Origin of the sequence: Candidatus Burkholderia verschuerenii, from assembly GCF_001189365.1 — a bacterium.
GTDB lineage: Bacteria > Pseudomonadota > Gammaproteobacteria > Burkholderiales > Burkholderiaceae > Caballeronia > Caballeronia verschuerenii.
Window position 1 is genome coordinate 1 of the sequence record NZ_LFJJ01000171.1, and the last position, 21935, is coordinate 21935.

General features: G+C 63.3%; 29 protein-coding genes and 1 riboswitch. All 29 genes read left to right on the plus strand.

Going from position 1 to position 21935, the window contains the following annotated elements:
- Nucleotides 1–117: 117 nt before the first annotated feature.
- A riboswitch (TPP riboswitch) is annotated at nt 118–225 on the plus strand.
- 237 nt (nt 226–462) lie between these two features.
- The 29 genes from BVER_RS22500 to tatC all read left to right on the plus strand — a co-directional run bounded on the left by BVER_RS22500 (nt 463) and on the right by tatC (nt 21931).
- A complete protein-coding gene (locus BVER_RS22500; protein ID WP_050455169.1) occupies nt 463–1611 on the plus strand; it encodes an FAD-dependent oxidoreductase in 1149 nt (382 codons plus the stop codon).
- Nucleotides 1612–1626: 15 nt separating this feature from the next.
- Nucleotides 1627–1824: a sulfur carrier protein ThiS gene (gene thiS / locus BVER_RS22505; RefSeq protein ID WP_050455170.1), complete on the plus strand. Its 198-nt coding sequence runs from the start codon at nt 1627–1629 to the stop codon at nt 1822–1824.
- A 21-nt stretch (nt 1825–1845) separates the two neighbouring features.
- The gene (locus BVER_RS22510) at nt 1846–2652 is read left to right on the plus strand and encodes a thiazole synthase (RefSeq protein ID WP_050455171.1); all 807 of its coding nucleotides are present in this window, start codon (nt 1846–1848) and stop codon (nt 2650–2652) included.
- Nucleotides 2649–3734, plus strand: a complete 1086-nt coding sequence (gene thiE / locus BVER_RS30500) for a thiamine phosphate synthase (protein WP_083452302.1) — start codon at nt 2649–2651, stop codon at nt 3732–3734. The genes BVER_RS22510 and thiE overlap by 4 nt, the downstream gene beginning before the upstream one ends.
- Nucleotides 3735–3831: 97 nt before the next feature.
- Complete coding sequence (locus tag BVER_RS22520; protein WP_050455172.1) at nt 3832–4647, plus strand: ABC transporter ATP-binding protein; 816 nt, start codon at nt 3832–3834, stop codon at nt 4645–4647.
- Nucleotides 4644–5411 carry a lipid asymmetry maintenance ABC transporter permease subunit MlaE gene (gene mlaE, locus BVER_RS22525; RefSeq protein WP_050455173.1) on the plus strand — a complete coding sequence of 256 codons (768 nt, stop codon included), beginning with the start codon at nt 4644–4646 and terminating at the stop codon, nt 5409–5411. The genes BVER_RS22520 and mlaE overlap by 4 nt, the downstream gene beginning before the upstream one ends.
- 94 nt (nt 5412–5505) lie before the next feature.
- On the plus strand, nt 5506–6096 hold the full coding sequence (gene mlaD / locus BVER_RS22530) for an outer membrane lipid asymmetry maintenance protein MlaD (protein WP_050455174.1): 591 nt from the start codon (nt 5506–5508) through the stop codon (nt 6094–6096).
- An 11-nt stretch (nt 6097–6107) separates the two neighbouring features.
- Nucleotides 6108–7019 carry an MlaA family lipoprotein gene (locus tag BVER_RS22535; RefSeq protein ID WP_050455175.1) on the plus strand — a complete coding sequence of 304 codons (912 nt, stop codon included), beginning with the start codon at nt 6108–6110 and terminating at the stop codon, nt 7017–7019.
- A gap of 114 nt (nt 7020–7133) precedes the next feature.
- A complete protein-coding gene (locus BVER_RS22540; RefSeq protein WP_050455176.1) occupies nt 7134–7763 on the plus strand; it encodes an MlaC/ttg2D family ABC transporter substrate-binding protein in 630 nt (209 codons plus the stop codon).
- Nucleotides 7760–8062 carry an STAS domain-containing protein gene (locus tag BVER_RS22545; protein ID WP_050455177.1) on the plus strand — a complete coding sequence of 101 codons (303 nt, stop codon included), beginning with the start codon at nt 7760–7762 and terminating at the stop codon, nt 8060–8062. Before BVER_RS22540 ends, BVER_RS22545 begins: the two co-directional genes overlap by 4 nt.
- Nucleotides 8063–8285: 223 nt before the next feature.
- The gene (locus BVER_RS22550) at nt 8286–9212 is read left to right on the plus strand and encodes an ABC transporter ATP-binding protein (RefSeq protein ID WP_050455178.1); all 927 of its coding nucleotides are present in this window, start codon (nt 8286–8288) and stop codon (nt 9210–9212) included.
- Nucleotides 9209–9964 carry an ABC transporter permease gene (locus BVER_RS22555; RefSeq protein WP_050455179.1) on the plus strand — a complete coding sequence of 252 codons (756 nt, stop codon included), beginning with the start codon at nt 9209–9211 and terminating at the stop codon, nt 9962–9964. The genes BVER_RS22550 and BVER_RS22555 overlap by 4 nt, the downstream gene beginning before the upstream one ends.
- An 18-nt stretch (nt 9965–9982) precedes the next feature.
- Nucleotides 9983–10222, plus strand: coding sequence for a BolA family protein (locus BVER_RS22560; RefSeq protein WP_050455180.1), 240 nt, complete (start codon nt 9983–9985; stop codon nt 10220–10222).
- 165 nt (nt 10223–10387) lie between these two features.
- The gene (gene murA, locus BVER_RS22565) at nt 10388–11656 is read left to right on the plus strand and encodes a UDP-N-acetylglucosamine 1-carboxyvinyltransferase (protein ID WP_050455202.1); all 1269 of its coding nucleotides are present in this window, start codon (nt 10388–10390) and stop codon (nt 11654–11656) included.
- Nucleotides 11656–12357, plus strand: coding sequence for an ATP phosphoribosyltransferase (hisG, locus tag BVER_RS22570; protein ID WP_050455181.1), 702 nt, complete (start codon nt 11656–11658; stop codon nt 12355–12357). The genes murA and hisG overlap by 1 nt, the downstream gene beginning before the upstream one ends.
- Nucleotides 12358–12400: 43 nt before the next feature.
- Nucleotides 12401–13735 carry a histidinol dehydrogenase gene (gene hisD / locus BVER_RS22575; RefSeq protein ID WP_050455182.1) on the plus strand — a complete coding sequence of 445 codons (1335 nt, stop codon included), beginning with the start codon at nt 12401–12403 and terminating at the stop codon, nt 13733–13735.
- Between the two features lie 45 nt (nt 13736–13780).
- Nucleotides 13781–14854, plus strand: coding sequence for a histidinol-phosphate transaminase (gene hisC / locus BVER_RS22580; RefSeq protein WP_050455183.1), 1074 nt, complete (start codon nt 13781–13783; stop codon nt 14852–14854).
- Between the two features lie 33 nt (nt 14855–14887).
- Nucleotides 14888–15475: an imidazoleglycerol-phosphate dehydratase HisB gene (gene hisB / locus BVER_RS22585; protein WP_050455184.1), complete on the plus strand. Its 588-nt coding sequence runs from the start codon at nt 14888–14890 to the stop codon at nt 15473–15475.
- 42 nt (nt 15476–15517) lie between these two features.
- The gene (locus tag BVER_RS22590; RefSeq protein WP_050455185.1) at nt 15518–16138 is read left to right on the plus strand and encodes a YchE family NAAT transporter; all 621 of its coding nucleotides are present in this window, start codon (nt 15518–15520) and stop codon (nt 16136–16138) included.
- Nucleotides 16135–16776, plus strand: a complete 642-nt coding sequence (gene hisH / locus BVER_RS22595; protein ID WP_083452303.1) for an imidazole glycerol phosphate synthase subunit HisH — start codon at nt 16135–16137, stop codon at nt 16774–16776. Before BVER_RS22590 ends, hisH begins: the two co-directional genes overlap by 4 nt.
- Before the next feature lie 147 nt (nt 16777–16923).
- The gene (hisA, locus tag BVER_RS22600; RefSeq protein ID WP_050455187.1) at nt 16924–17676 is read left to right on the plus strand and encodes a 1-(5-phosphoribosyl)-5-[(5-phosphoribosylamino)methylideneamino]imidazole-4-carboxamide isomerase; all 753 of its coding nucleotides are present in this window, start codon (nt 16924–16926) and stop codon (nt 17674–17676) included.
- 86 nt (nt 17677–17762) lie between these two features.
- Nucleotides 17763–18536 carry an imidazole glycerol phosphate synthase subunit HisF gene (hisF, locus tag BVER_RS22605; RefSeq protein WP_050455188.1) on the plus strand — a complete coding sequence of 258 codons (774 nt, stop codon included), beginning with the start codon at nt 17763–17765 and terminating at the stop codon, nt 18534–18536.
- A gap of 3 nt (nt 18537–18539) precedes the next feature.
- Complete coding sequence (hisI, locus tag BVER_RS22610; RefSeq protein WP_050455189.1) at nt 18540–18944, plus strand: phosphoribosyl-AMP cyclohydrolase; 405 nt, start codon at nt 18540–18542, stop codon at nt 18942–18944.
- Nucleotides 18941–19309: a phosphoribosyl-ATP diphosphatase gene (locus BVER_RS22615; RefSeq protein ID WP_050455190.1), complete on the plus strand. Its 369-nt coding sequence runs from the start codon at nt 18941–18943 to the stop codon at nt 19307–19309. The genes hisI and BVER_RS22615 overlap by 4 nt, the downstream gene beginning before the upstream one ends.
- Nucleotides 19310–19345: 36 nt before the next feature.
- Nucleotides 19346–19738: a DUF4870 family protein gene (locus BVER_RS22620; protein WP_050455191.1), complete on the plus strand. Its 393-nt coding sequence runs from the start codon at nt 19346–19348 to the stop codon at nt 19736–19738.
- Between the two features lie 28 nt (nt 19739–19766).
- Nucleotides 19767–20129, plus strand: coding sequence for a histidine triad nucleotide-binding protein (locus BVER_RS22625; RefSeq protein ID WP_050455192.1), 363 nt, complete (start codon nt 19767–19769; stop codon nt 20127–20129).
- A gap of 160 nt (nt 20130–20289) precedes the next feature.
- Entirely contained in the window at nt 20290–20526 is a 237-nt protein-coding gene (gene tatA / locus BVER_RS22630) for a Sec-independent protein translocase subunit TatA (protein WP_050455193.1), read from the plus strand.
- A 36-nt stretch (nt 20527–20562) separates the two neighbouring features.
- Nucleotides 20563–21108 (plus strand): Sec-independent protein translocase protein TatB, encoded by a 546-nt coding sequence (gene tatB / locus BVER_RS22635; RefSeq protein WP_050455194.1) that lies wholly within the window; start codon nt 20563–20565, stop codon nt 21106–21108.
- A 46-nt stretch (nt 21109–21154) separates the two neighbouring features.
- Nucleotides 21155–21931: a twin-arginine translocase subunit TatC gene (tatC, locus tag BVER_RS22640; RefSeq protein ID WP_050455195.1), complete on the plus strand. Its 777-nt coding sequence runs from the start codon at nt 21155–21157 to the stop codon at nt 21929–21931.
- Nucleotides 21932–21935: the final 4 nt, after the last annotated feature.

The following is a 21935-nucleotide window of genomic DNA, read 5'->3' on the forward strand; positions in this document are numbered from 1 at the left end:
TGCTGATACAAGCGCAACCGGCATCAGTGAGATGCTTCGTGCCGTGCTCGAGCCGTATGCGGGGAAACTCGCACGTACGGTTCTTCGGGGGCCGCGTTTCCGAGAGGGAACGTGGCTACCCTCTAACAGGGGTGCTTCGCGCGTGACAGCACGCGGCGAGGCTGAGAGAGACCCTTTGCACCCGATCCGGGTAATACCGGCGAGGGAAGTTTCCGGAGACCGCGCGCGCTTTGCATCATCTGGCAGTATCCGCATTCGCCGCGCCGTTCCTCCAGTCTCTTCCATTCAGTCTGTCCTATGCCGTTCGGCGCGTATCCATCGACGCCGGGCCGGTCTCTCTCCTCCGAAGTCGTCCAATGCTGTCCGCGTCCGCGTCTATTTGGCGGCGCGGCGTCCGGCATCGCTGTTTCGCGCTTGCCGGAACGACCAGATAGAGCAGGGAGACATCGCATCGTGAATAGCATGGAACAGGCCGCGTATCGCCACGACCGGCCCGGCCCGCCCGATTTCGCCGTCGTCGGCGGCGGGCTCGTCGGGCGGCTGGTGGCGTGGCAACTCGCCGGCGCGGGGCATCGCGTGGCGCTGTACGGGCGGGGCGACGAAGCCGGCACGCAATCGGCCGCGTGGGTTGCCGCCGCGATGCTCGCGCCGCTCGCCGAAGCGGCCAGCGCGGAACCGCTCGTGGTCGGGCTGGGCGCGGCATCGCTCGAACGCTGGCCGGGCGTGCTCGCGCAGTTGCCGGAGCCGGTCTACTTTCAGCGCAACGGCACGCTCGTCGTCTGGCACGGCGCGGATCGCGCGGAAGCACCGCTGTTCGAACGCCGGCTGCGCGCCAACGCGCCCGCCGCGCTGCTCGACGGCGGCTTCGTGAAGCTCGCGGGCGCGCAGGTCGCGCAGGCGGAGCCGCCGCTCGGCACGCGCTTCGCCCAAGGCTGGCTGCTGCCCAACGAAGGCCAGCTCGACAATCGTCAGGCGCTCAGGGCGCTCGCGGCGGGCTTGAAGTCGCGCGGCGTGCGCACCTATTGGAACACGCCGGTCGACGCGTTGCCCGACGCGCGCTGGATCGTCGATTGTCGCGGACTCGGCGGCAAGCCCGCGTGGCCCGCGCTGCGCGGCATTCGCGGCGAAGTCGCGCGCGTGCATGCGCCGGGCATCGGCTTGACGCGGCCGGTGCGTTTGCTGCATCCGCGCTATCCGCTGTATATCGCGCCGAAGCAGGACGATCTGTACGTGATCGGCGCGACCGAAGTCGAAGGCGAGGACATGTCGCCGGTCAGCGTGCGTTCGGCGCTCGAATTGCTGAGCGCGGCGTTCGCCGTGCATCCGGGATTCGGCGAGGCGCGCATCCTCGAACTCAACTCGCATTGCCGCCCGACCTTGCCGGATCATCGTCCGGCGATCGTCTGGGACGGGGCGCGGACCTTGCGCGTCAACGGCTTGTATCGGCACGGTTTCATGATCGCGCCGGAAGTCGCGGATGCGGCGTGCGGACTCGCGCAGGCGTTGGCGTCGGGCGCGGTCGGCAGTCACGACGCGTTCGACGCATTCCGCGCCGCCGCGCGCTGGACCGAGCTCTTTCACGCCGAATTCGCCGCGACGGCCGCGCACTAGCATTCAGGACATCGCATGGACATCCACATCAATCAGCGCGCCTTCCAGTTGCCCGATGCGGCGACCGTTACCGACGCGCTCGCCGCGTTCGGCGCGAAGCCGCCCTTTGCGGTCGCGCTGAACGGCCAGTTCGTCGCGCGCGGCGAGCACGGCTCGAAGACGCTCGCCTCGGGTGACAAGCTCGACGTCGTATCGCCCGTGGCGGGCGGCTGAATTCATATAGAAGGATCGATCATGACCACACAGACCGCCGACGCGCTCACGCTGTATGGCCAGACTTTTCCGAGCCGCGTGCTGCTGGGCACGTCGCGCTATCCGTCGCTGCAATCGCTGTCCGATTCCATCGACGCCGCGCGTCCCGGCATGGTGACCGTCGCGCTGCGCCGTCAGTCGGAGACCGGCGAGGCCAGTTTCTTCGACGTGCTCAAACGCCACGGCGTCGCGCTGCTGCCGAACACGGCGGGCTGCCAGAGCGTCGACGAAGTGCTGACGACCGCCTACATGGCGCGCGAAGTCTTCGATACGCCGTGGATCAAGCTCGAACTGATCGGCGACGACTACACGCTGCAACCCGACCCGATCGGCCTGATCGAAGCGGCGGGCAAGCTCATTCGCGACGGCTTCAAGGTGCTGCCGTATTGCACCGAAGACCTCGTGATCGGCCGCCGTCTGCTCGATGCCGGCTGCGAAGCGCTGATGCCGTGGGGCGCGCCGATCGGCACGGGCAAGGGCGTGACGAATTCGTACGGACTGCGCACCTTGCGCGAGCGTCTGCCCGATGTTCCACTGATCGTCGATGCCGGTCTCGGAGTGCCGTCGCATGCGTGTCAGGTGATGGAATGGGGATTCGACGGCGTGCTGCTGAACACGGCCGTCTCGCAGGCGACGTTTCCGCCGCACATGGCACGCGCGTTCGCGCTCGGCGCCGAAGCGGGGCGCGCCGCGTTCCTCGCCGGTCCGATGGCCGAGCGTGACAGCGCGCAGGCGAGCACGCCGGTTGTCGGCATGCCGTTCTGGCATCAGGACGGAGGTGCGGCATGAGTCTGCTCGGACGCGAAGTGTTCTGGCCGCCGGCGGACGAACTCGTCGAAGTCGCGGAGCGCATCCGCGCGCGGTTGGGCGAGTGGCCGGACGTATCCACGCGATGGCGCGTATGCCTGACCGTGCCGGAATCGCCCGGTGCGCAGGACGTGATCGTCTTCACCGAGCCGCACGATGCCGACATCGACGCGCTGCTGCACGCCGGCGCGGCGGTGATCGAAGCGCACGGCGAGCGCGTGACGCTGCGGCGCGGCGAGGCGCGATTCGCGCTGCAAGGGGCGCGATCGGACGACTGGCTGGCGGCGCTCGCCGCATTCCTCGACTGCAATTTCGAACCGCACGATGCGCTTGTCCTCGCGCTCGCCTGGCGCGCGGAAAACGCAACCCGCGACGACGCCTGGCCGACCGATTTCGACACCTTCCCGCGCGTCGCCGATCTGCTGCCCGCGCCGGAACCGCGCTTTCCGGCGTGCCCGGACGCGCTGGGCCTGTATCCCGTGCTGCCGAGCGCCGAATGGATCGAGCGCGTGCTCGACAACGGCGTGCTCACCACGCAGCTGCGCCGCAAAACCACCGACGCCGACGATCTGAAACGCGAAATCGAACGTTCGGTCACGGCGGGGCGCAAACATCAGGCGAATCTGTTTATCAACGATCACTGGCGCGAAGCGATCGCGGCGGGCGCGTATGGCGTGCATCTCGGGCAAGAGGACGTCGAAACGGCGGATCTCGGCGCGATCGCGCAAGCCGGTTTGCGCCTCGGACTGTCGACGCACGGCTTTTACGAGATGCTGCGCGCGCTGCATTTCCGCCCGAGCTATCTCGCGCTCGGCGCGGTGTTTCCGACCACCACGAAAGTGATGCCGACCAAGCCGCAAGGCCTCGCGCGCTTGCGCCGCTACGTGCAGTTGCTGAAGGGCCGCGTGCCGCTGGTGGCGATCGGCGGCATCGACGCAAACGTGATGTCCGACGTGCTCGCGACGGACGTGGGAAGCGCGGCGGTCGTGCGTGCGGTGACGGAGGCATCGGACGTCGCCGAAGCGATTCGCGCCTTGCAAACGAAATTTGCAGACCAGAGGTAAATAGTCTGAAAAAAGGCAACGCAAGGCACTAGAAAAAGCACCGATTGCGCGCAGGCCCTATAATTCGCCCTCTTGCGTCAACGGAATCTCTTCCCCAGTGCCTGCTTCCTCCGAGACTCTGCTAGAGCTACGCGACGTAGATTTTGGCTACGGCGACCGGCTCGTCCTGTCGAACCTGAACATGCGTTTCACGCGTGGTCAGGTGGTCGCGGTCATGGGCGGCTCCGGCTGCGGCAAAACCACGACCCTGCGCCTCATCGGCGGTCTCGTGAAGGCGAGCCGCGGCAAGGTCATGTTCGGCGATCAGGACGTCGGCGTGCAGTCGCGCGACGGCCTCTACGCGCTGCGCCGCAAGATGGGCATGCTGTTTCAGTTCGGCGCGCTGTTCACGGATCAGACCGTCTTCGAGAACGTCGCCTTTCCGCTGCGCGAACATACCGATCTGCCTGAAGAACTCATCCGCGATCTCGTGCTGATGAAGCTCAACGCGGTCGGTCTGCGCGGCGCGCGCGATCTCGCGCCGTCGGAGATTTCGGGCGGCATGGCGCGCCGCGTCGCGCTAGCGCGCGCCATCGCGCTCGATCCCGAACTGATGATGTACGACGAGCCGTTCGCCGGTCTCGATCCCATTTCGCTCGGCATCACGGCGAAACTCATCCGCACGCTGAACGACGCGCTGGGCGCGACGTCCATCATCGTGTCGCACGACGTGCCGGAGACGTTTTCCATTGCCGATTACGTGTATTTCGTCGCCAACGGCGGTATTCACGCCGAAGGCACGCCGGCGCAACTGCGCGCGTCGCCGGACCCGACCGTGCGCCAGTTCATCGACGGCACGCCGGACGGCCCGTTCAAGTTCCACTACGCAAGCCAGCCGCTCGCGGCGGATTTCGGTATCGGAGGGCAGCCATGATCAGCGCGCTCGGACGCTGGGTGCTCGACGGTTTCGGCACCACGGGCTACGCCACGCGCATGTTCGCGCGTCTCGTGCTCGAATTTTTCCCGCTGTTGCGCCGCCCGTGCCTCGTCACGAAGCAGGTCTTCTTCGTCGGCAATTATTCGTTCGTGATCATCGCGGTGTCGGGGCTGTTCGTCGGCTTCGTGCTCGGTCTGCAGGGTTATTACACGCTGAGCCGTTACGGTTCGGAAGAAGCGCTCGGCCTGCTGGTCGCGCTGTCGCTGGTGCGCGAGCTCGGGCCGGTCGTCACCGCGCTGCTGTTCGCGGGCCGCGCCGGGACGTCGCTGACGGCGGAAATCGGTCTGATGAAGGCCGGCGAGCAGCTCACCGCGATGGAAATGATGGCCGTCGATCCCATGAAGGTCGTCATGGCGCCGCGCATGTGGGCGGGCATCATCGCCATGCCCTTGCTGGCGGGCATTTTCAGCGCGGTCGGCATTCTCGGCGGCTACATCGTCGGCGTGATGCTGATCGGCGTGGACCCGGGCGCGTTCTGGTCTCAAATGCAGGGCGGCGTCGACGTCTGGCGCGATATCGGTAACGGCGTGATCAAGAGCATCGTGTTCGGCTTCGCGGTGACGTTCATCGCGCTGTTCCAGGGCTTCGAAGCCCGGCCGACGCCGGAAGGCGTGTCGCGCGCGACGACCAAGACCGTCGTGCACGCGTCGCTCGCCGTGCTCGGCCTCGATTTCCTGCTGACCGCACTGATGTTCAGCTAATGCACCATCCGCAGGCGCCCTGCGATAACGCGGGCGTTGTGAAGGACACAGACCGTCACGCGCCGCCTGCGACAAGATTCTCATTGGGAAGACGATGAAAAAGACTGCTCTCGACTTTTGGGTCGGCCTCTTCGTGGTGCTCGGTTTCGTGGCGCTGCTCTTTCTTACGCTGAAGGCCGGCAACATGAGTTCCCTGTCGTTCCAGCCGACCTACGCGGTGCGGCTGAAGTTCGACAATATTGGTGGCCTGAAGGCGCGCGCGCCGGTGAAAAGCGCGGGCGTGACGGTCGGCCGCGTCGGCGCGATCGGCTTCGACCAGAACACGTTCCAGGCGGTCGTGACCATCGATATCGACAAGCAATATCAGTTTCCGAAGGATTCGTCGGCGAAGATCCTGACTTCCGGCCTGCTCGGCGAGCAGTACATCGGGCTCGAACCGGGCGGCGACGATCAGATGCTGAAGAACGGCGACCAGATCACGATGACACAATCGGCCGTCGTGCTGGAAAACCTGATCGGTCAGTTCCTCTACAACAAGGCGGCGGATTCCGGCGCATCGAAGGCGCCGGGCGCGCCGGCGGCGGCTGCACCCGCACCGGCTTTTCCGGGCGCGGCCAGCGCGATGGGCGATAGCGGCGCAAGCAACGCGGCGCCCGCGAGCGCGGCGTCGGGCGCGGCTCAATAAGGAGAAACAACATGCACGCGATGGGGATTCGGCGCGCGATCGTCGGGGTGACGATGGCGGGCGCGCTGGCCGGTTGCGCGACGGTGACGACGCCGACGAAGGGCGATCCCTTCGAGAGCTACAACCGCACGATGTTCACGATCAACGACACGGTCGATCAATACGCGTTCAAGCCGGTGGCGAAGGGCTACGTGTGGGCGGTGCCGGAGCCGGTCCGCAACAGCGTGACCAACTTCTTCTCGAATATCGGCGACGTTTACATCGCGGCGAACAATCTGCTGCAACTGAAGATCGCGGACGGCGTGTCGGACATCATGCGGGTCGCGATCAACACGGTGTTCGGCGTCGGCGGTCTGTTCGACGTGGCATCAGCGGCGCGGCTGCCGAAGCACGCGGGCGACTTCGGCCTGACAATGGGTCACTACGGCGTGCCGCCGGGACCGTTCCTCGTCCTGCCGCTGCTCGGCCCGAGCACGATTCGCGATACCGTGGGTCTGGTGCCGGATTACTTCGGCAATCCGCTGAGCTACGTGCATCCGGATTCGGTGAGCTGGGCGCTGTACGGCGTGAATCTCGTCAACACGCGCGCCAATCTGCTGGGCGCGACCGACGTGCTGGCCGACGCCGCGCTCGACAAATACTCCTTCGTGCGTAACGCCTACTTGCAGCGTCGCCAGTATCTGATTTCCGGCGATTCCAGCACCGCGCCCGATTACGGCGAAGCGCCGCTGCCGAATTACGGCGACGAAGGCACGCAGGCCACGACGCCCGCCGCCGCGTCCGGCGCGCAGGCTGCCGAGCCTGCTTCGGGTACGGCGGGCACGGCGGCTGCGCCTAACCCCGCGAGTTCGAACACGGTGCCGGGCAATCAGTACGTGCCGCCGCGCGCGCCGCCCGGATTCCCTTCGTTCCGCTTGCGTTGAGCGAGCTTTCGCTAACGCGCGGTAACATTTCTGACAGGTCGAAACCGCGCGCTATCTGAACTTTGATTTGGATAGCGCTCTCAAACTCAAGCCACTATTTTTGCAGGGTCTGCAATGAAAAAACTCTTTTTGCTTCCTCTCATCGCGATGTTCATGGCGTTCTGCGGTGCCGCGCAGGCGCAGTCCGCCGACGCGAGCAATCCGGACACGCTGATCAAGACCGTCACGCAGCAAGTGCTCGATCAGATCAAGACGGACAAGCAAATCCAGTCGGGCGACATCAACGAGATCACCAAGCTCGTCAACGAAAAGATCCTGCCGTACACGGACTTCACGCGCACCACGCGTCTGGTGATGGGCCGCAACTGGAACACGGCGACGCCGGAGCAGCAGAAGCAGATCGTCGAGCAGTTCAAGATGCTGCTGATCCGCACGTACTCGGGCGCGCTCGCGCAAGTGCGTAACCAGACCATCCAGTACAAACCGTTCCGCGCATCGCCGGACGATACCGACGTTGTGGTCCGCTCGGTCGTGATGAACAACGGCTCGCCGGTCGAACTCGACTATCGCCTGTACGAGACGCCGCAAGGCTGGCGCGTGTACGACATCAACGTGCTCGGCGCATGGCTGATCCAGGCGTATCAACAGCAGTTCAACGAGCAGATTCAGCAGCACGGCGTGAACGGTCTGGTGCAGTTCCTCACGCAGCGCAACCAGCAGCTCGCGAACGGTAAGGCATCGTGAGCACGCAAGCCACATCTGCGACAGGTGCAAGCGGCCGTTTCCAGACGGCCGCGAATCTGACCCACGAGAGCGCGAAGGGCGCGCTCGACGCGGGTTTGTCGCGCATCGCGGCGGGCGCAACCGAAGTGGATTGCGCGCCGCTCACGCATTTCGATTCGTCGGCGCTCGCCGTCATGCTCGCGTGGCAACGCGCGGCATCGGCGCGCGGCGCGTCGCTCGAAGTCATCAATGTTCCTTTCGGGCTCGCCAGTCTCGCGCAAGCCTACGGCGTCGACACGCTCCTCACCTTCCGACATTGATCCTGTCCTGACACCGCTCGGACGCGGCGGCGAGGCAATCGCTCGCCGCTATCAGGATCGCTCCGAAGTCGGCATCAGCCGCTTTGCCCTATAATCAAACGTTTTTTTCGGGCTCGAACCCGGCCCCTTATTGGTTAGCGAGCGTTTAAAAGCGCTCGAGACCGGGTCCGTCAAGCGTAAATCCGCACAATCGAGGCGCCGCCGCAGATGCGCGCGCACATTCATGTCAGCCATAGAAATCCGAAACGTCAGAAAGCGCTACAAGGATCTCCAGGCGCTCAAAGGCGTGAGCCTCTCGGTGGAAGAGGGCGAATTCTTCGGCTTGCTCGGCCCAAACGGCGCCGGCAAGACCACCTTGATCAGCATTCTCGCCGGCCTCGCCCGCGCCGATAGCGGCACGATCGCCGTGCGCGGGCACGATGTCGTCAAGGACTTCCGCGCCGCGCGCCGTTCGCTAGGCGTGGTGCCGCAAGAGCTCGTCTTCGATCCGTTCTTCACCGTCCGCGAATCGCTGCGTATTCAGTCGGGCTATTTCGGCCTGCGCAACAACGACGACTGGATCGACGAAGTCATGGCCAATCTCGATCTCACCGAGAAGGCCGACGTCAACACGCGCGCGCTGTCGGGCGGCATGAAGCGGCGCGTGCTGGTGGCGCAGGCGCTGGTGCATCGTCCGCCGGTGATCGTGCTCGACGAGCCGACCGCGGGCGTCGACGTCGAATTGCGTCAGACGCTGTGGAAGTTCATTTCGCGCCTGAATCGCGAAGGCCACACGATCGTGCTGACCACGCACTATCTCGAAGAAGCGGAATCGCTGTGCGACCGCATCGCGATGCTGCGTCGTGGCGAAGTCGTCGCGCTCGAGCGCACCAGCGCGCTGTTGCAGCGTTTCGCGGGCATGCAGTTGTATCTGCGTTTTTCGAACGGCGTTCTGCCCGCCGAACTGCGCTCGCTCGAAGTCGATCCGAACGCCGTTTCGGGCGCGCAGCATTCGCTGCGTCTGACGAGCTACGACGACGTCGAGCCGATTCTCGCCAAATGCCGCGCGGCCGGTTGCTCGTTCGATGAAATCGAAGTCCGCAAAGCCGATCTGGAAGATGTGTTCATGCAAGTGATGCGCGAGCCGGAAGTCGTCGAGGGTCTTTCATGAGCGGCTTTCAGACGTTGTTCTACAAGGAGCTTCTGCGCTTCTGGAAGGTGTCGTTTCAGACCGTGCTCGCGCCGATCGTCACGGCCATTCTGTATCTCACGATCTTCGGTCACGCGCTGTCGGGCCATGTGAATGTGTATCCGGGCGTCGGCTATACGAGCTTTCTCGTGCCGGGCCTCGTGATGATGAGCGTGTTGCAGAACGCGTTCGCGAATAGCTCGTCGTCGCTGACGCAATCGAAGATCACCGGCAATCTCGTGTTCGTCCTATTGCCGCCGATCGCGCATTGGGAGATGTTCTTCGCTTACGTGCTCGCGTCGGTTGTGCGCGGCTTGTGCGTGGGCGTCGGCGTGTTCATCGTGACGGTATGGTTCATCCCGATGTCGTTCGCCGCGCCGTTCTACATCATTGCGTTCGCGGTGCTCGGTTCGGCCATTCTCGGCACGCTCGGTCTGATCGCCGGCATCTGGGCCGACAAGTTCGACCAGCTCGCCGCGTTCCAGAACTTTCTGATTATGCCGCTCACGTTTCTGTCCGGCGTGTTCTATTCGACGCATACGCTTCCGCCCGTGTGGCGCGCGGTCTCGCATCTGAATCCGTTCTTCTACATGATCGACGGTTTCCGCTACGGCTTCTTCGGCTTGTCCGATGTGAACCCGCTGGCGAGCCTCGCCATCGTCGGCGGATTTCTGGTCGTGCTGGCGCTGATCGCCATCCGTCTGCTCGCGAGCGGCTACAAGCTGCGTCACTAAATTCTCAAGGAGACTTTCATGTTGCCGACTCCGGAGCAAGTGAAGGACTACATCGCTGGCGGCCTCGCCTGCCAGCATCTCGAAGTCGAAGGCGACGGTCAGCACTTTTTCGCGACCATCGTGAGCGATGCGTTCGTGGGCAAGCGGCTGATCGCGCGGCATCAACTGGTTTATGCGGCGCTCGGCGAGCGCATGAAACAGGAGATTCATGCGCTCAGCATGAAGACCCTGACCCCCGACGAGTGGAAAGCGGCCTGAGTCCACCCGGCGAAGCCAAATCAGGTCATCAGACTCAACTCAGCAATACCGGCATCACCGGCATCACCGGAAAGACATAGGCAGTAGATAGTGCGAATCATCAAAGACAATCGCGGCGCGGAAAACGGTTCCGCCGCTGGAAGCTCGGTCGAAGGACACGTCATCATGGATAAACTGGTCATCACGGGAGGCACTAAGCTTTCCGGCGAAATCAAAGTATCGGGTGCGAAGAACGCGGCGCTGCCCATTCTCTGCGCGAGCCTGCTCACCGCGGACGACGTGCATCTGTCGAACGTGCCGAATCTGCAGGACGTGCGCACCACGCTCAAGCTGCTCAAGCAGATGGGCGTGCAGTCGGAAGTGTCGGCGGACGGCCGCGTGACGCTGAATGCATCGAAGGTCGATAACCTCGTCGCGCCGTACGAAATGGTGAAAACCATGCGCGCGTCGATTCTCGTGCTCGGCCCGCTGGTCGCGCGTTTCGGCGAGGCGAAGGTGTCGCTGCCCGGCGGCTGCGCGATCGGCGCGCGTCCGGTCGATCAGCACATCAAGGGTCTGCAGGCGATGGGCGCCGAGATCAACATCGAGCACGGTTTCATCGAAGCGCGCGCGAAGCGTCTGAAGGGCGCGCGCATCGTAACGGACATGATCACCGTGACCGGCACGGAAAACCTGCTGATGGCCGCCGTGCTGGCCGATGGCGAAACCGTCATCGAAAACGCCGCGCGCGAGCCGGAAGTGACGGACCTCGCGCATCTGCTGGTGAAGATGGGCGCGAAGATCGATGGCATCGGCACGGACCGGCTGGTGATTTACGGCGTCGACAAGCTGCATGGCGCGAAGCACGACGTCGTGCCGGATCGCATCGAAGCGGGCACGTTCCTGTGCGCCGTGGCGGCGGCGGGCGGCGATGTCACGCTGCGCAAGGTCGCGCTGTCGCTGCTGGATGCCGTGACGGCCAAGCTGCGCGAAGCGGGCGTGAAGATCGAGGAAGGCGACGACTGGATGCGCGTCTCGATGACCAAGCGCGCCGACGCGGTGAACATCCGCACGTCCGAATATCCCGCGTTCCCGACCGACATGCAGGCGCAGTTCATGGCGCTGAATTCGGTGGCGAACGGCACGGCGCAAGTCGTCGAGACGATCTTCGAAAACCGCTTCATGCACGTTCAGGAACTGAACCGTCTGGGCGCCAACATCACCATCGACGGCAATACGGCGCTGGTGCACGGCGTCGAGAAGCTGTCGGGCGCAAAGGTGATGGCGACCGATCTGCGTGCGTCGGCGAGTCTCGTGATCGCCGCGATGTGCGCGGACGGCGAAACGCTGATCGACCGCATCTATCATCTGGACCGCGGTTATGACCGGATGGAGTCGAAGCTGACGGCCGTGGGTGCGAACGTGCGTCGCATCAAGGGCAGCGGGGGCGAGTGATGAGTTCGTTGCCGCAGACGTCGTCGTCGGTCCTGCCGGATGCGCCGCTTACGCTCGCGCTGTCGAAAGGGCGTATCTTCGAAGAAACCGTGCCGCTGCTCGCCGCAGCGGGCGTACAGGTGGCCGAAGATCCGGAAAGCTCGCGCAAGCTGATCCTGCCGACCACCAACCCGAACCTGCGCGTGATCATCGTGCGCGCGACCGATGTTCCTACATATGTCGAATACGGCGCGGCAGATTTCGGCGTCGCGGGCAAGGACGTGCTGATCGAGCACGGCGGCAGCGGGCTGTATCAACCGGTCGATCTGAACATTGCGCGCTGCCGGATGTCGGTGGCCGTGAAGGCCGGTTTCGATTACGCCAACGCCGTACGTCAGGGCGCGCGGTTGCGTGTCGCGACCAAGTACACTGAGACCGCCCGTCAGCACTTCGCGGCCAAGGGCGTGCACGTCGATCTGATCAAACTGTATGGCTCGATGGAACTCGCGCCGCTCGTCGGCCTGGCGGACGCCATCGTCGATCTGGTCAGTTCGGGCAATACGCTGAAGGCGAACAATCTCGTCGAAGTGGAAGAGATCATGCAGATTTCCTCGCGCCTCGTCGTGAATCAGGCCGCGCTCAAGCTGAAGCGCGCGGCGCTGAAGCCGTATCTCGACGCATTCAAGCGTGCGTCGTCGGGATCGGCGGGAATAGGAAACTAGGCGCACGTCCGCGCGGCGCGCCAAAGCAAAACGGAAAACCGGCATGTCTATCAAGATTCGCAAACTCGATTCCAGTACCGATGGTTTTCACAAGGCGCTCCGCGCGGTTCTCGCATTCGAAGCGAGCGAGGACGAAGCCATCGAGCGCGCCGTCGCGCAGATTCTCGGCGACGTCAAAGTGCGCGGCGATGCCGCCGTGCTCGAGTACACCAACAAGTTCGATCGTCTGAAGGCGGACAGCGTCGCGTCGCTGGAATTGCCGCAAGCCGAACTCGAAGCCGCGCTCGAAGGACTCGAGCCGAAGCGCCGCGCGGCGCTCGAAGCGGCGGCCGCGCGCGTGCGCGGGTATCACGAGAAGCAGCGGATCGAATGCGGCAGTCATAGCTGGCAGTACACCGAATCCGACGGCACCGTGCTCGGCCAGAAGGTCACGCCGCTGGATCGCGCGGGCATCTACGTGCCGGGCGGCAAGGCGGCGTATCCGTCGTCGGTGCTGATGAACGCGATTCCGGCGCGCGTCGCGGGCGTGAAGGAAATCGTGATGGTCGTGCCGACTCCCGATGGCGTGAAGAATCCGCTGGTGCTGGCGGCGGCGCTGATCGGCGGCGTGGATCGCGTGTTTACCATCGGCGGCGCGCAGGCGGTGGCGGCGCTCGCGTACGGCACGCAAACCGTGCCGGCAGTCGACAAGATTTGCGGGCCGGGCAATGCGTATGTCGCGTCGGCGAAACGTCGTGTTTTTGGGACCGTTGGCATCGACATGATTGCCGGTCCGTCCGAGATTCTCGTGATCTGCGACGCCACCACCGATCCTCGCTGGGTCGCGATGGACCTGTTCTCGCAGGCGGAACACGACGAACTCGCGCAATCCATCCTGCTCTGCCCGGACGATGCGTTCATCCAGCGCGTGGAAGATGCCATCGTCGAATTGCTGCCGTCGATGCCGCGTCGTGACGTGATCCAGCGTTCGCTCGAAGATCGCGGCGCGCTGATCAAGGTAAAGGATATGGCCGAAGCGTGCACGATCGCCAACGATATCGCGCCGGAGCATCTGGAGATTTCGGCGCTCGATCCGCATCAGTGGGCGTCGCAGATTCATAACGCGGGCGCGATGTTCCTCGGCCGCTACACGAGCGAAAGTCTCGGCGATTACTGCGCCGGCCCGAACCACGTTCTGCCGACATCGCGCACGGCGCGCTTTTCGTCGCCGCTCGGCGTGTACGACTTCATGAAGCGATCGAGTGTGATCGAAGTCAGCGCGGACGGCGCGCAGACGCTCGGCGAAATCGCGGCGGAACTGGCGTACGGCGAAGGCTTGTCGGCACACGCGCGCGCGGCGGAATATCGAAGAAAAATATCGGCTGATCGACTGACCTAGCTGTTCGCGACTGACCGAGGCGGCCTGAGAGCCGCCGGGGGCATCATGACCACACCACAAGACATCCTGCGTTCCGACGTCATTGCGATGACGAGCTATCCCGTGGCCGATTCCACGGGCCTGATCAAGCTCGACGCGATGGAAAATCCCTTCTCCCTGCCAGCCGATCTCGCGAAGAAACTCGGCGAGCATCTCGCGGGCGTCGCGCTGAACCGCTATCCGTCGCCGCGTCCGGCGCAGCTTATCGCCAAGCTCAAGCGCGCGATGAAAGTGCCCGACGCCTGCGACGTGCTGCTCGGCAACGGCTCCGACGAACTCATCAGCATGATGTCGATGGCGTGCGCGAAGCCGGGCGCGAAAGTCGTGGCGCCCGTGCCGGGCTTCGTGATGTATCAGATGTCGGCGAAGTTCGCGCATCTGGAGTTCGTCGGCGTGCCGCTGAATGCGGACTTCACGTTCGATGCCGACGCGCTGATCGCCGCCATCGAAGAACACGCGCCCGCGCTCGTCTATCTCGCGTATCCGAACAATCCGACCGGCACGCTCTACGACGATGCTGACATCGAACGCGTGATCGCGGCGGCGTCGCGCAGTCTGGTCGTGATCGACGAGGCGTATCAGCCGTTCGCGGAAAAGACCTGGCTGCCGCGCGCGGCGGATTTCGACAACGTCGTCGTGATGCGCACGGTCTCGAAGCTCGGTCTTGCCGGCATCCGGCTCGGCTACATGGCCGGCTTGCCCGCGTGGATCATGCAGTTCGACAAGGTGCGCCCGCCGTACAACATCAACGTGCTGACGCAGGCGAGCGCCGATTTCCTGCTCGATCACCTCGATGTGCTCGACGCGCAAGCGGCCAAACTGCGCGCGCAACGCATCGCGCTGGCGCGCGAAATCGCCGCGCTGCCCGGCATGACGGTTTTCCCGAGCGCGGGCAATTTTCTGCTCGTGCGGGTGCCGGACGCGTCGCTCGCTTACGAAACGCTGCTGACTTCGCGGGTTTTGGTGAAAAACGTGAGTAAAATGCACGCATTGCTCGCTAACTGCGTGCGTTTGACGGTCGGCACGGCCGACGAAAACGCGCAGATGGTCGCGGCACTGAAAAAGCTCGGACCGAATTAATCCCCACTTTTCGAAAAGTCTCAAGGAATCACCATGCGCAGTGCGGAAGTCGTTCGCAACACCAGCGAAACGCAGATCCGTGTGAAACTCGATCTGGACGGCACCGGCAAGCAAAAGCTCGCCACCGGCGTCCCGTTCCTCGATCACATGCTCGATCAGATCGCCCGTCACGGGCTCATCGACCTCGAAATCGAAGCGCATGGCGACCTCCATATCGACGACCATCACACGGTCGAAGACACCGGCATCACGCTCGGTCAGGCGGTGGCGAAGGCGATCGGCGATCGCAAGGGCATTCGCCGTTACGGACATTTGTACGTGCCGCTGGACGAAGCGCTGTCGCGCGTCGTGATCGACTTTTCCGGCCGTCCGGGTCTCGAATTCCATGTGCCGTTCACGCGCGCGCGCATCGGCACGTTCGACGTCGATCTGACCATCGAATTTTTCCGCGGCTTCGTGAATCACGCGGGCGTGACGCTGCATATCGACAATCTGCGCGGACTGAACACGCATCATCAGGTCGAAACCGTGTTCAAGGCGTTCGGCCGCGCACTGCGGATGGCGTGCGAAGTCGACGAGCGCGCGGCGGGGCAGATTCCGTCGACCAAAGGCAGTCTCTAATCAGCGCATGCCGGATCGGCGCAAGAATGCGTCGATGACACGATGGATCTGTTCAAGTCGTTTATCTCTCTGCTCGCGCTGATCAACCCGATCGGCGCGATACCGTTTTTTCTCAGCCTCACCCAGCAGCAATCGGACACGGAAAAGCGCAATACCATCCGGGTCGCGTGTGTGTCGGTGTTTTGCGTGATCGCAGTCACGGCGCTGCTCGGACAGCAGATCATCGCGTTCTTCGGCATTTCGGTCGGATCGTTCGAAGTCGGCGGCGGCATCATCATGTTGTTGATGGCGATCAGCATGTTGAACGCGCAGGTCGGCAACGCGCGTTCGACGCCGGAAGAGCGCATGGAAGCCGAGGAGCGCAACAGTATTGCCGTCGTGCCGCTCGCCATTCCGCTGCTCACCGGGCCGGGATCGATCAGCACGGTGATCGTTTATGCTGCGAACGCGCAGCACTGGTACGACCGCTTCGGGCTGGTCCTGCTGGGCGGAATCATCGCGGCGCTGTGCTTCGGCGCGCTGAATCTCGCGGAGCCGATCGCGCGCGTGGTCGGGCGCACGGGAATCAATATCGGTACGCGTCTGATGGGTTTGATGTTGTCCGCGCTGGCGGTGGAGTTCATCGTCAACGGGTTGAAGGCCTTGATGCCATCTTTGAAATGAAAACTTCGATTGCGATTGTTGATTACGGAATGGGCAACCTGCGCTCGGTGTATCAGGCGCTGAAGAAGGCCGCACCCGAAGCGGACGTGGCGATCGTCGATCAGCCGCAGGGCATTCGCTCGGCGGATCGCATCGTGTTGCCCGGTCAGGGCGCGATGCGCGATTGCATGGGCCATCTGGCGCAGTCCGGCCTTCAGGAAGCGGTGATGCAGGCCGCGCGAGAAAAGCCGATGCTGGGCGTGTGCGTCGGCGAGCAGATGCTGTTCGATTGGAGCGAGGAAGGCGACACGAAGGGTCTCGGCCTGCTGCCGGGCAAAGTGGTGCGTTTCCAGCTCGACGGCCTGCTCCAGGACGACGGCTCGCGCTTCAAGGTGCCGCAGATGGGCTGGAACCGCGTCCGTCAGGCGCAGCCGCACGCGATGTGGAACGGCGTCGCGGACGGCGCGTTCTTCTATTTCGTGCACAGCTACTACGTCGTGCCGGAGAATCCCGCGCACACGTCGGGCGAAACCGTGTACGGCGGTGCGTTCACGTCGGCGGTGGCGCGCGACAATATCTTCGCGACCCAATTTCACCCGGAAAAGAGCGCGGACGCCGGTTTGCGCGTCTATCGCAATTTCGTGCACTGGAACCCGTGACGAACGGTAAAAACAGGGGTTTTCGCCGATCTTGACACCCGCGTGACCATTGCAAGACTTGTACTACACTAGCGAGACGGCGCGCAGAAAGGCTAAGGACCCAAGCGCGCCTTTTTGATCAACTCCACCAGAAAATACGCGATACCTATGCTGCTCATTCCGGCCATCGATCTTAAAGACGGTCAGTGCGTGCGCCTTAAACAAGGCGATATGGACCAGGTGACCATTTTTTCAGAAGATCCGGCGGCAATGGCCCGACATTGGGTCGATCGCGGCGCGCGCCGGTTGCATCTCGTCGACCTGAACGGCGCCTTCGCCGGCAAGCCGCGCAACGGCGACGCGATTCGCGCGATCATCGAAGAAGTCGGCAGCGAGATTCCCGTGCAGCTCGGCGGCGGCATCCGCGATCTCGAAACCATCGAGCGCTATCTGGATGACGGTCTGGCGTACGTCATCATCGGCACGGCGGCGGTGAAGAATCCGGGCTTCCTGCAGGACGCGTGCAGCGCGTTCGGCGGCCATATCATCGTCGGGCTGGATGCGAAAGACGGCAAGGTCGCGACCGACGGCTGGAGCAAGCTGACCGGCCACGAAGTTGTCGATCTCGCGCGCAAGTTCGAGGACTACGGCTGCGAGTCGATCATCTACACCGATATCGGGCGCGACGGCATGCTTCAGGGCATCAATATCGAAGCGACCGTGCGGCTGGCCAAAGCGGTGAAGATTCCGGTGATCGCGAGCGGCGGGCTGTCGAATATCGCGGATATCGAATCGCTCTGCGAAGTCGAGGACGACGGCATCGAAGGCGTGATCTGCGGCCGCGCTATTTACTCCGGCGACCTCGATTTCACCGCCGCGCAATCGCGCGCGGACGCTCTGCGCGAAGCCGACGGCGCCTGATTTTTCCGCAGCGCGAGCAGATTCGACAAGCGCATCGGGCCGCTCGCGCGGCCCTCACTTCGTATAAAACCGGTAGTGGCAAGAACATGGCTCTCGCTAAACGCATCATCCCCTGTCTGGACGTGACCGCTGGGCGCGTCGTCAAAGGGGTCAACTTCGTCGAACTGCGCGACGCGGGTGATCCCGTCGAAATCGCGCGCCGTTACGACGATCAGGGCGCGGACGAACTCACCTTTCTCGATATCACCGCGACGTCGGATCAACGCGATCTGATTCTGCCGATCATCGAAGCAGTGGCGTCGCAAGTGTTCATCCCGCTGACGGTCGGCGGCGGCGTGCGCGCAGTCGAAGACGTGCGGCGTCTGCTCAACGCGGGCGCGGACAAGATCAGCATGAATTCGTCGGCGGTCGCCAATCCGCAGCTCGTGCGCGATGCGTCGGACAAGCACGGCTCGCAGTGCATCGTCGTCGCGATCGACGCGAAGCACGTGTCGGGCGAAGGCGAGGCGTCGCGCTGGGAAGTGTTCACGCACGGCGGGCGCAAGGCGACCGGCATCGACGCGATCGAATGGGCGCGCAAGATGGCCGAACTCGGCGCGGGCGAAATCCTGCTCACCAGCATGGATCGCGACGGCACGAAGTCCGGCTTCGATCTGGCGCTGACGCGCGCGGTATCGGACGCGGTGCCGATTCCGGTGATCGCGTCGGGCGGCGTCGGCTCGTTGCAGCATCTGGCGGACGGCATCGTCGAAGGTCACGCGGATGCGGTGCTTGCCGCGAGCATCTTCCACTACGGCGAACACACGGTTGGCGAAGCCAAGCGCTTCATGGCCGATCAGGGCATTTCGGTCAGGGCGTAAGCGGTGAGCGATCAGGCCAACTGGCTCGACAAGGTAAATTGGGACGCGAACGGCCTCGTGCCGGTCATCGCGCAGGAACACATGACCAACGACGTGCTGATGTTCGCGTGGATGAACCGCGAGGCGCTCGCCAAGACCATCGAACTGAAGCGCGCGGTGTATTTTTCGCGTTCGCGTCAGCGTCTGTGGTTCAAGGGCGAAGAATCGGGGCATGTACAGTATGTTCACGAAGTGCGTCTAGACTGCGACGAGGACGTCGTCCTGCTCAAGGTCGAGCAGGTTTCGGGCATCGCGTGCCATACGGGCCGCCATTCCTGTTTTTTCCAGAAATTCGAAGGCACGGCGGACAGCGGCGAATGGGTCGCGGTCGATCCGGTGCTCAAAGATCCAGAAAGCATGTACAAATGACGCAAGACACCACGCTGGACACGCTGCTGCGCTTGGCCGCCGTCATCGACAGCCGCAAGGGCGGCGATCCGGAACAAAGCTACGTTTCCCGACTCTTTCACAAAGGTGACGACGCGGTCCTGAAGAAAATCGGCGAAGAGGCGACGGAAGTCGTGCTCGCCGCGAAGGACACGCGCCACGGCGGCGCGCCCAAGGCGCTCGTCGGCGAAGTCGCCGATTTGTGGTTTCACTGTCTCGTGATGTTGTCGCACTTCGATCTCAGCCCGGCCGACGTGGTCGCGGAACTGGAGCGACGCGAAGGTTTGTCGGGGATCGAGGAAAAAGCGCTGCGCAAATCGCGCGAGCGCGAGCAGAACGGCGGCTGACGGGCATTTTCGCGGCTCACGCGAAGGAGGGCATGCATGAACCAGCCTTATGAATCGTATCCGCCTCCGGTGTATCAGGACCCGACCGATCCCGAGCGTCTGCGCAGCGTGCGGACTTTCACGCACGTCCTTTACGCGCTTTACGCCGTGTATTGGCTGACGGGCGGGCTGACCGGCCTTATCGCCATCATCCTCAATTACATCAAGCGCGGCGACGCGGCGGGCACGCCCTTCGAGGATCATTTCACCTGGCAGATCCGCACGTTCTGGTGGGCGGTGCTCGGCCATCTGATCGGTTTCGCGCTACTGTGGGTCGGAATCGGATTTTTGATTCTCGGAGCGGTCAGCATCTGGACCCTTTATCGCATAATCAAGGGCTGGCTGTTCCTTTACGAAGGAAAGCCGATCGAGCCGCGCGCGTGGTTCTGACGAGCACCGAAAAATACACGAGACGCCAATGAGTCAGGACAACTGCGTTTTCTGCAAGATCGCCGCCGGGCAGATTCCGAGCACCAAGGTCTATGAAGACGACGAATTTCTCGCCTTCAACGATATCAATCCGGCCGCGCCCGTGCATGTGCTGGTGATTCCCAAAAAGCACATCGAAACCTTGTCGCACTGCACAGAAACCGATGCTCCGCTGCTTGGTAGAATGGTAAGTCTCGTCGGACGATTGGCGAAAGAACTGGGCGTCGCCTACACGGGCGGCGACACGGGTTTTCGCACGGTGATCAACACCGGTCCGGGCGGCGGGCAAGAGGTTTATCACATTCACGCCCATTTGCTGGCAGGCGCGCGTCCGTGGAAGCGAATGGGCTGAGGCAGTCGAGAAAGTTTCGTGGCATGAACCTTTCTAATGCAATATTGGACGCGCACAATCGCTAGTTGATTGCTGAGGCAGCGTGTTTCGGCTCCGGCCGCAAGGCCACATTTCTCGCCGCAACCCGTAGTTTCGGCGAAGTCACGGAGAGTTTTCATTCATGGGTTCGTTAAGCATTTGGCATTGGTTGATCGTCTTGCTGATCGTGGCGCTGGTGTTCGGCACGAAGAAGCTGCGCAATATCGGCGGCGATCTGGGCGGCGCGGTCAAGGGTTTCAAGGAAGGAATGCGCGAGAGCGAAGAGCCGGGCTCGCAGGAAAAGCAGCGCGAGCTGTCGCGTGACGGCACGGTGGACGTCGAAGCCAAGGACAAGTCCCGCTCGAACGACTACCGTTAATCCGGTCGCGGTCCGTCAACTCCCACTTCTCGTTCAATGCTCGATCTCGGTCTGACCAAAATGGCGCTTATCGGCGTCGTGGCGCTCGTGGTGCTCGGCCCCGAGCGTCTGCCGGGCGTCGCGCGCACGGCGGGCGCGCTGTTCGGGCGTGCGCAGCGCTATATCAACGACGTCAAGTCGGAGGTGGCGCGTGAAATGGAACTCGATGAGCTCAAGAAGATGCGCACCGAGTTCGAAACGGCGGCATCGAACGTCGAATCGACCATTCACGACAATCTGAAGCGCCACGAATCCGAACTCAACGACGCGTTCGGTCAGGGTTCGTCGGTGTCGTCCAGCGTGGCGGGCGGCGCGGAAGAATCGGCAACTGCGGTGCCGACGTTCGCCGAACCGGCGACGCCGCAGTCGTGGGTCAACACATCGATCGATGCGAGCAGACGCAAGAATTGGCGCGTCAAACGCGGCTCGATTCCCACCTGGTACAAGTGTTCGACCGGCACGCGCACGCGTGTTCAATCGGGCGCGGCGCGCGTCGCGCGGCATACGCCCGAGACGATGCGCAGGCCGACGCGATTCCTGTGAGCGGGCCGCACTTCCTTTCATCGACTGATTCATACCGAGGGCCGGCGTGAGCGACCCGCAACAAACTAAAGAAGAGGCCGTCGAAGAGACGTTCATCTCGCACCTCGTCGAGCTGCGCAATCGCATCATGCGCGCGGGCGGGGCGGTTATCGTGGTGTTCGTCGGGCTCGTGTACTGGGCGCCGGATATCTTCCGTCTGCTCGCGCGTCCGCTGATGCAGAACCTGCCGCGCGACGGCAAGATGATCGTCACGGACGTCACCGGTTCGTTCTTCGTGCCGATGAAAGTGACCATGCTGGTCGCCTTCGTGATCGCGCTGCCCATCGTGCTGTATCAGATCTGGGCGTTCGTCGCGCCGGGCTTGTATCAGCATGAGAAGAAGCTCGTCGGGCCGCTGGTCTTCAGCAGCTACTCGCTGTTTCTGTGCGGCATGGCGTTCGCGTACTTCATCGTGTTTCCGACGATTTTCCGCGTGATGGCGTACTACAACGCGCCGCTCGGCGCGGAAATGACCACGGATATCGACAACTACCTCAGCTTCGTGCTGACGATGTTCCTGGTGTTCGGGGTCACGTTCGAAGTGCCGATCGTCGTCGTTTTGCTGGCGCGCATGGGCGTCGTGACGATCGCCAAGCTCAAGCAGATTCGCCCTTACGTGATCGTTGGCGCGTTCATTATTTCGGCCGTCGTCACGCCGCCGGACGTTTTCTCGCAGCTTATTCTCGCCATTCCGCTCATCATTTTGTATGAGGCAGGGATTATCGCGGCGCGGATCGTCGTGCCGAAAGAAGGCGTCAAAAGCGAAGAACTCACGGTCAAATAACTGC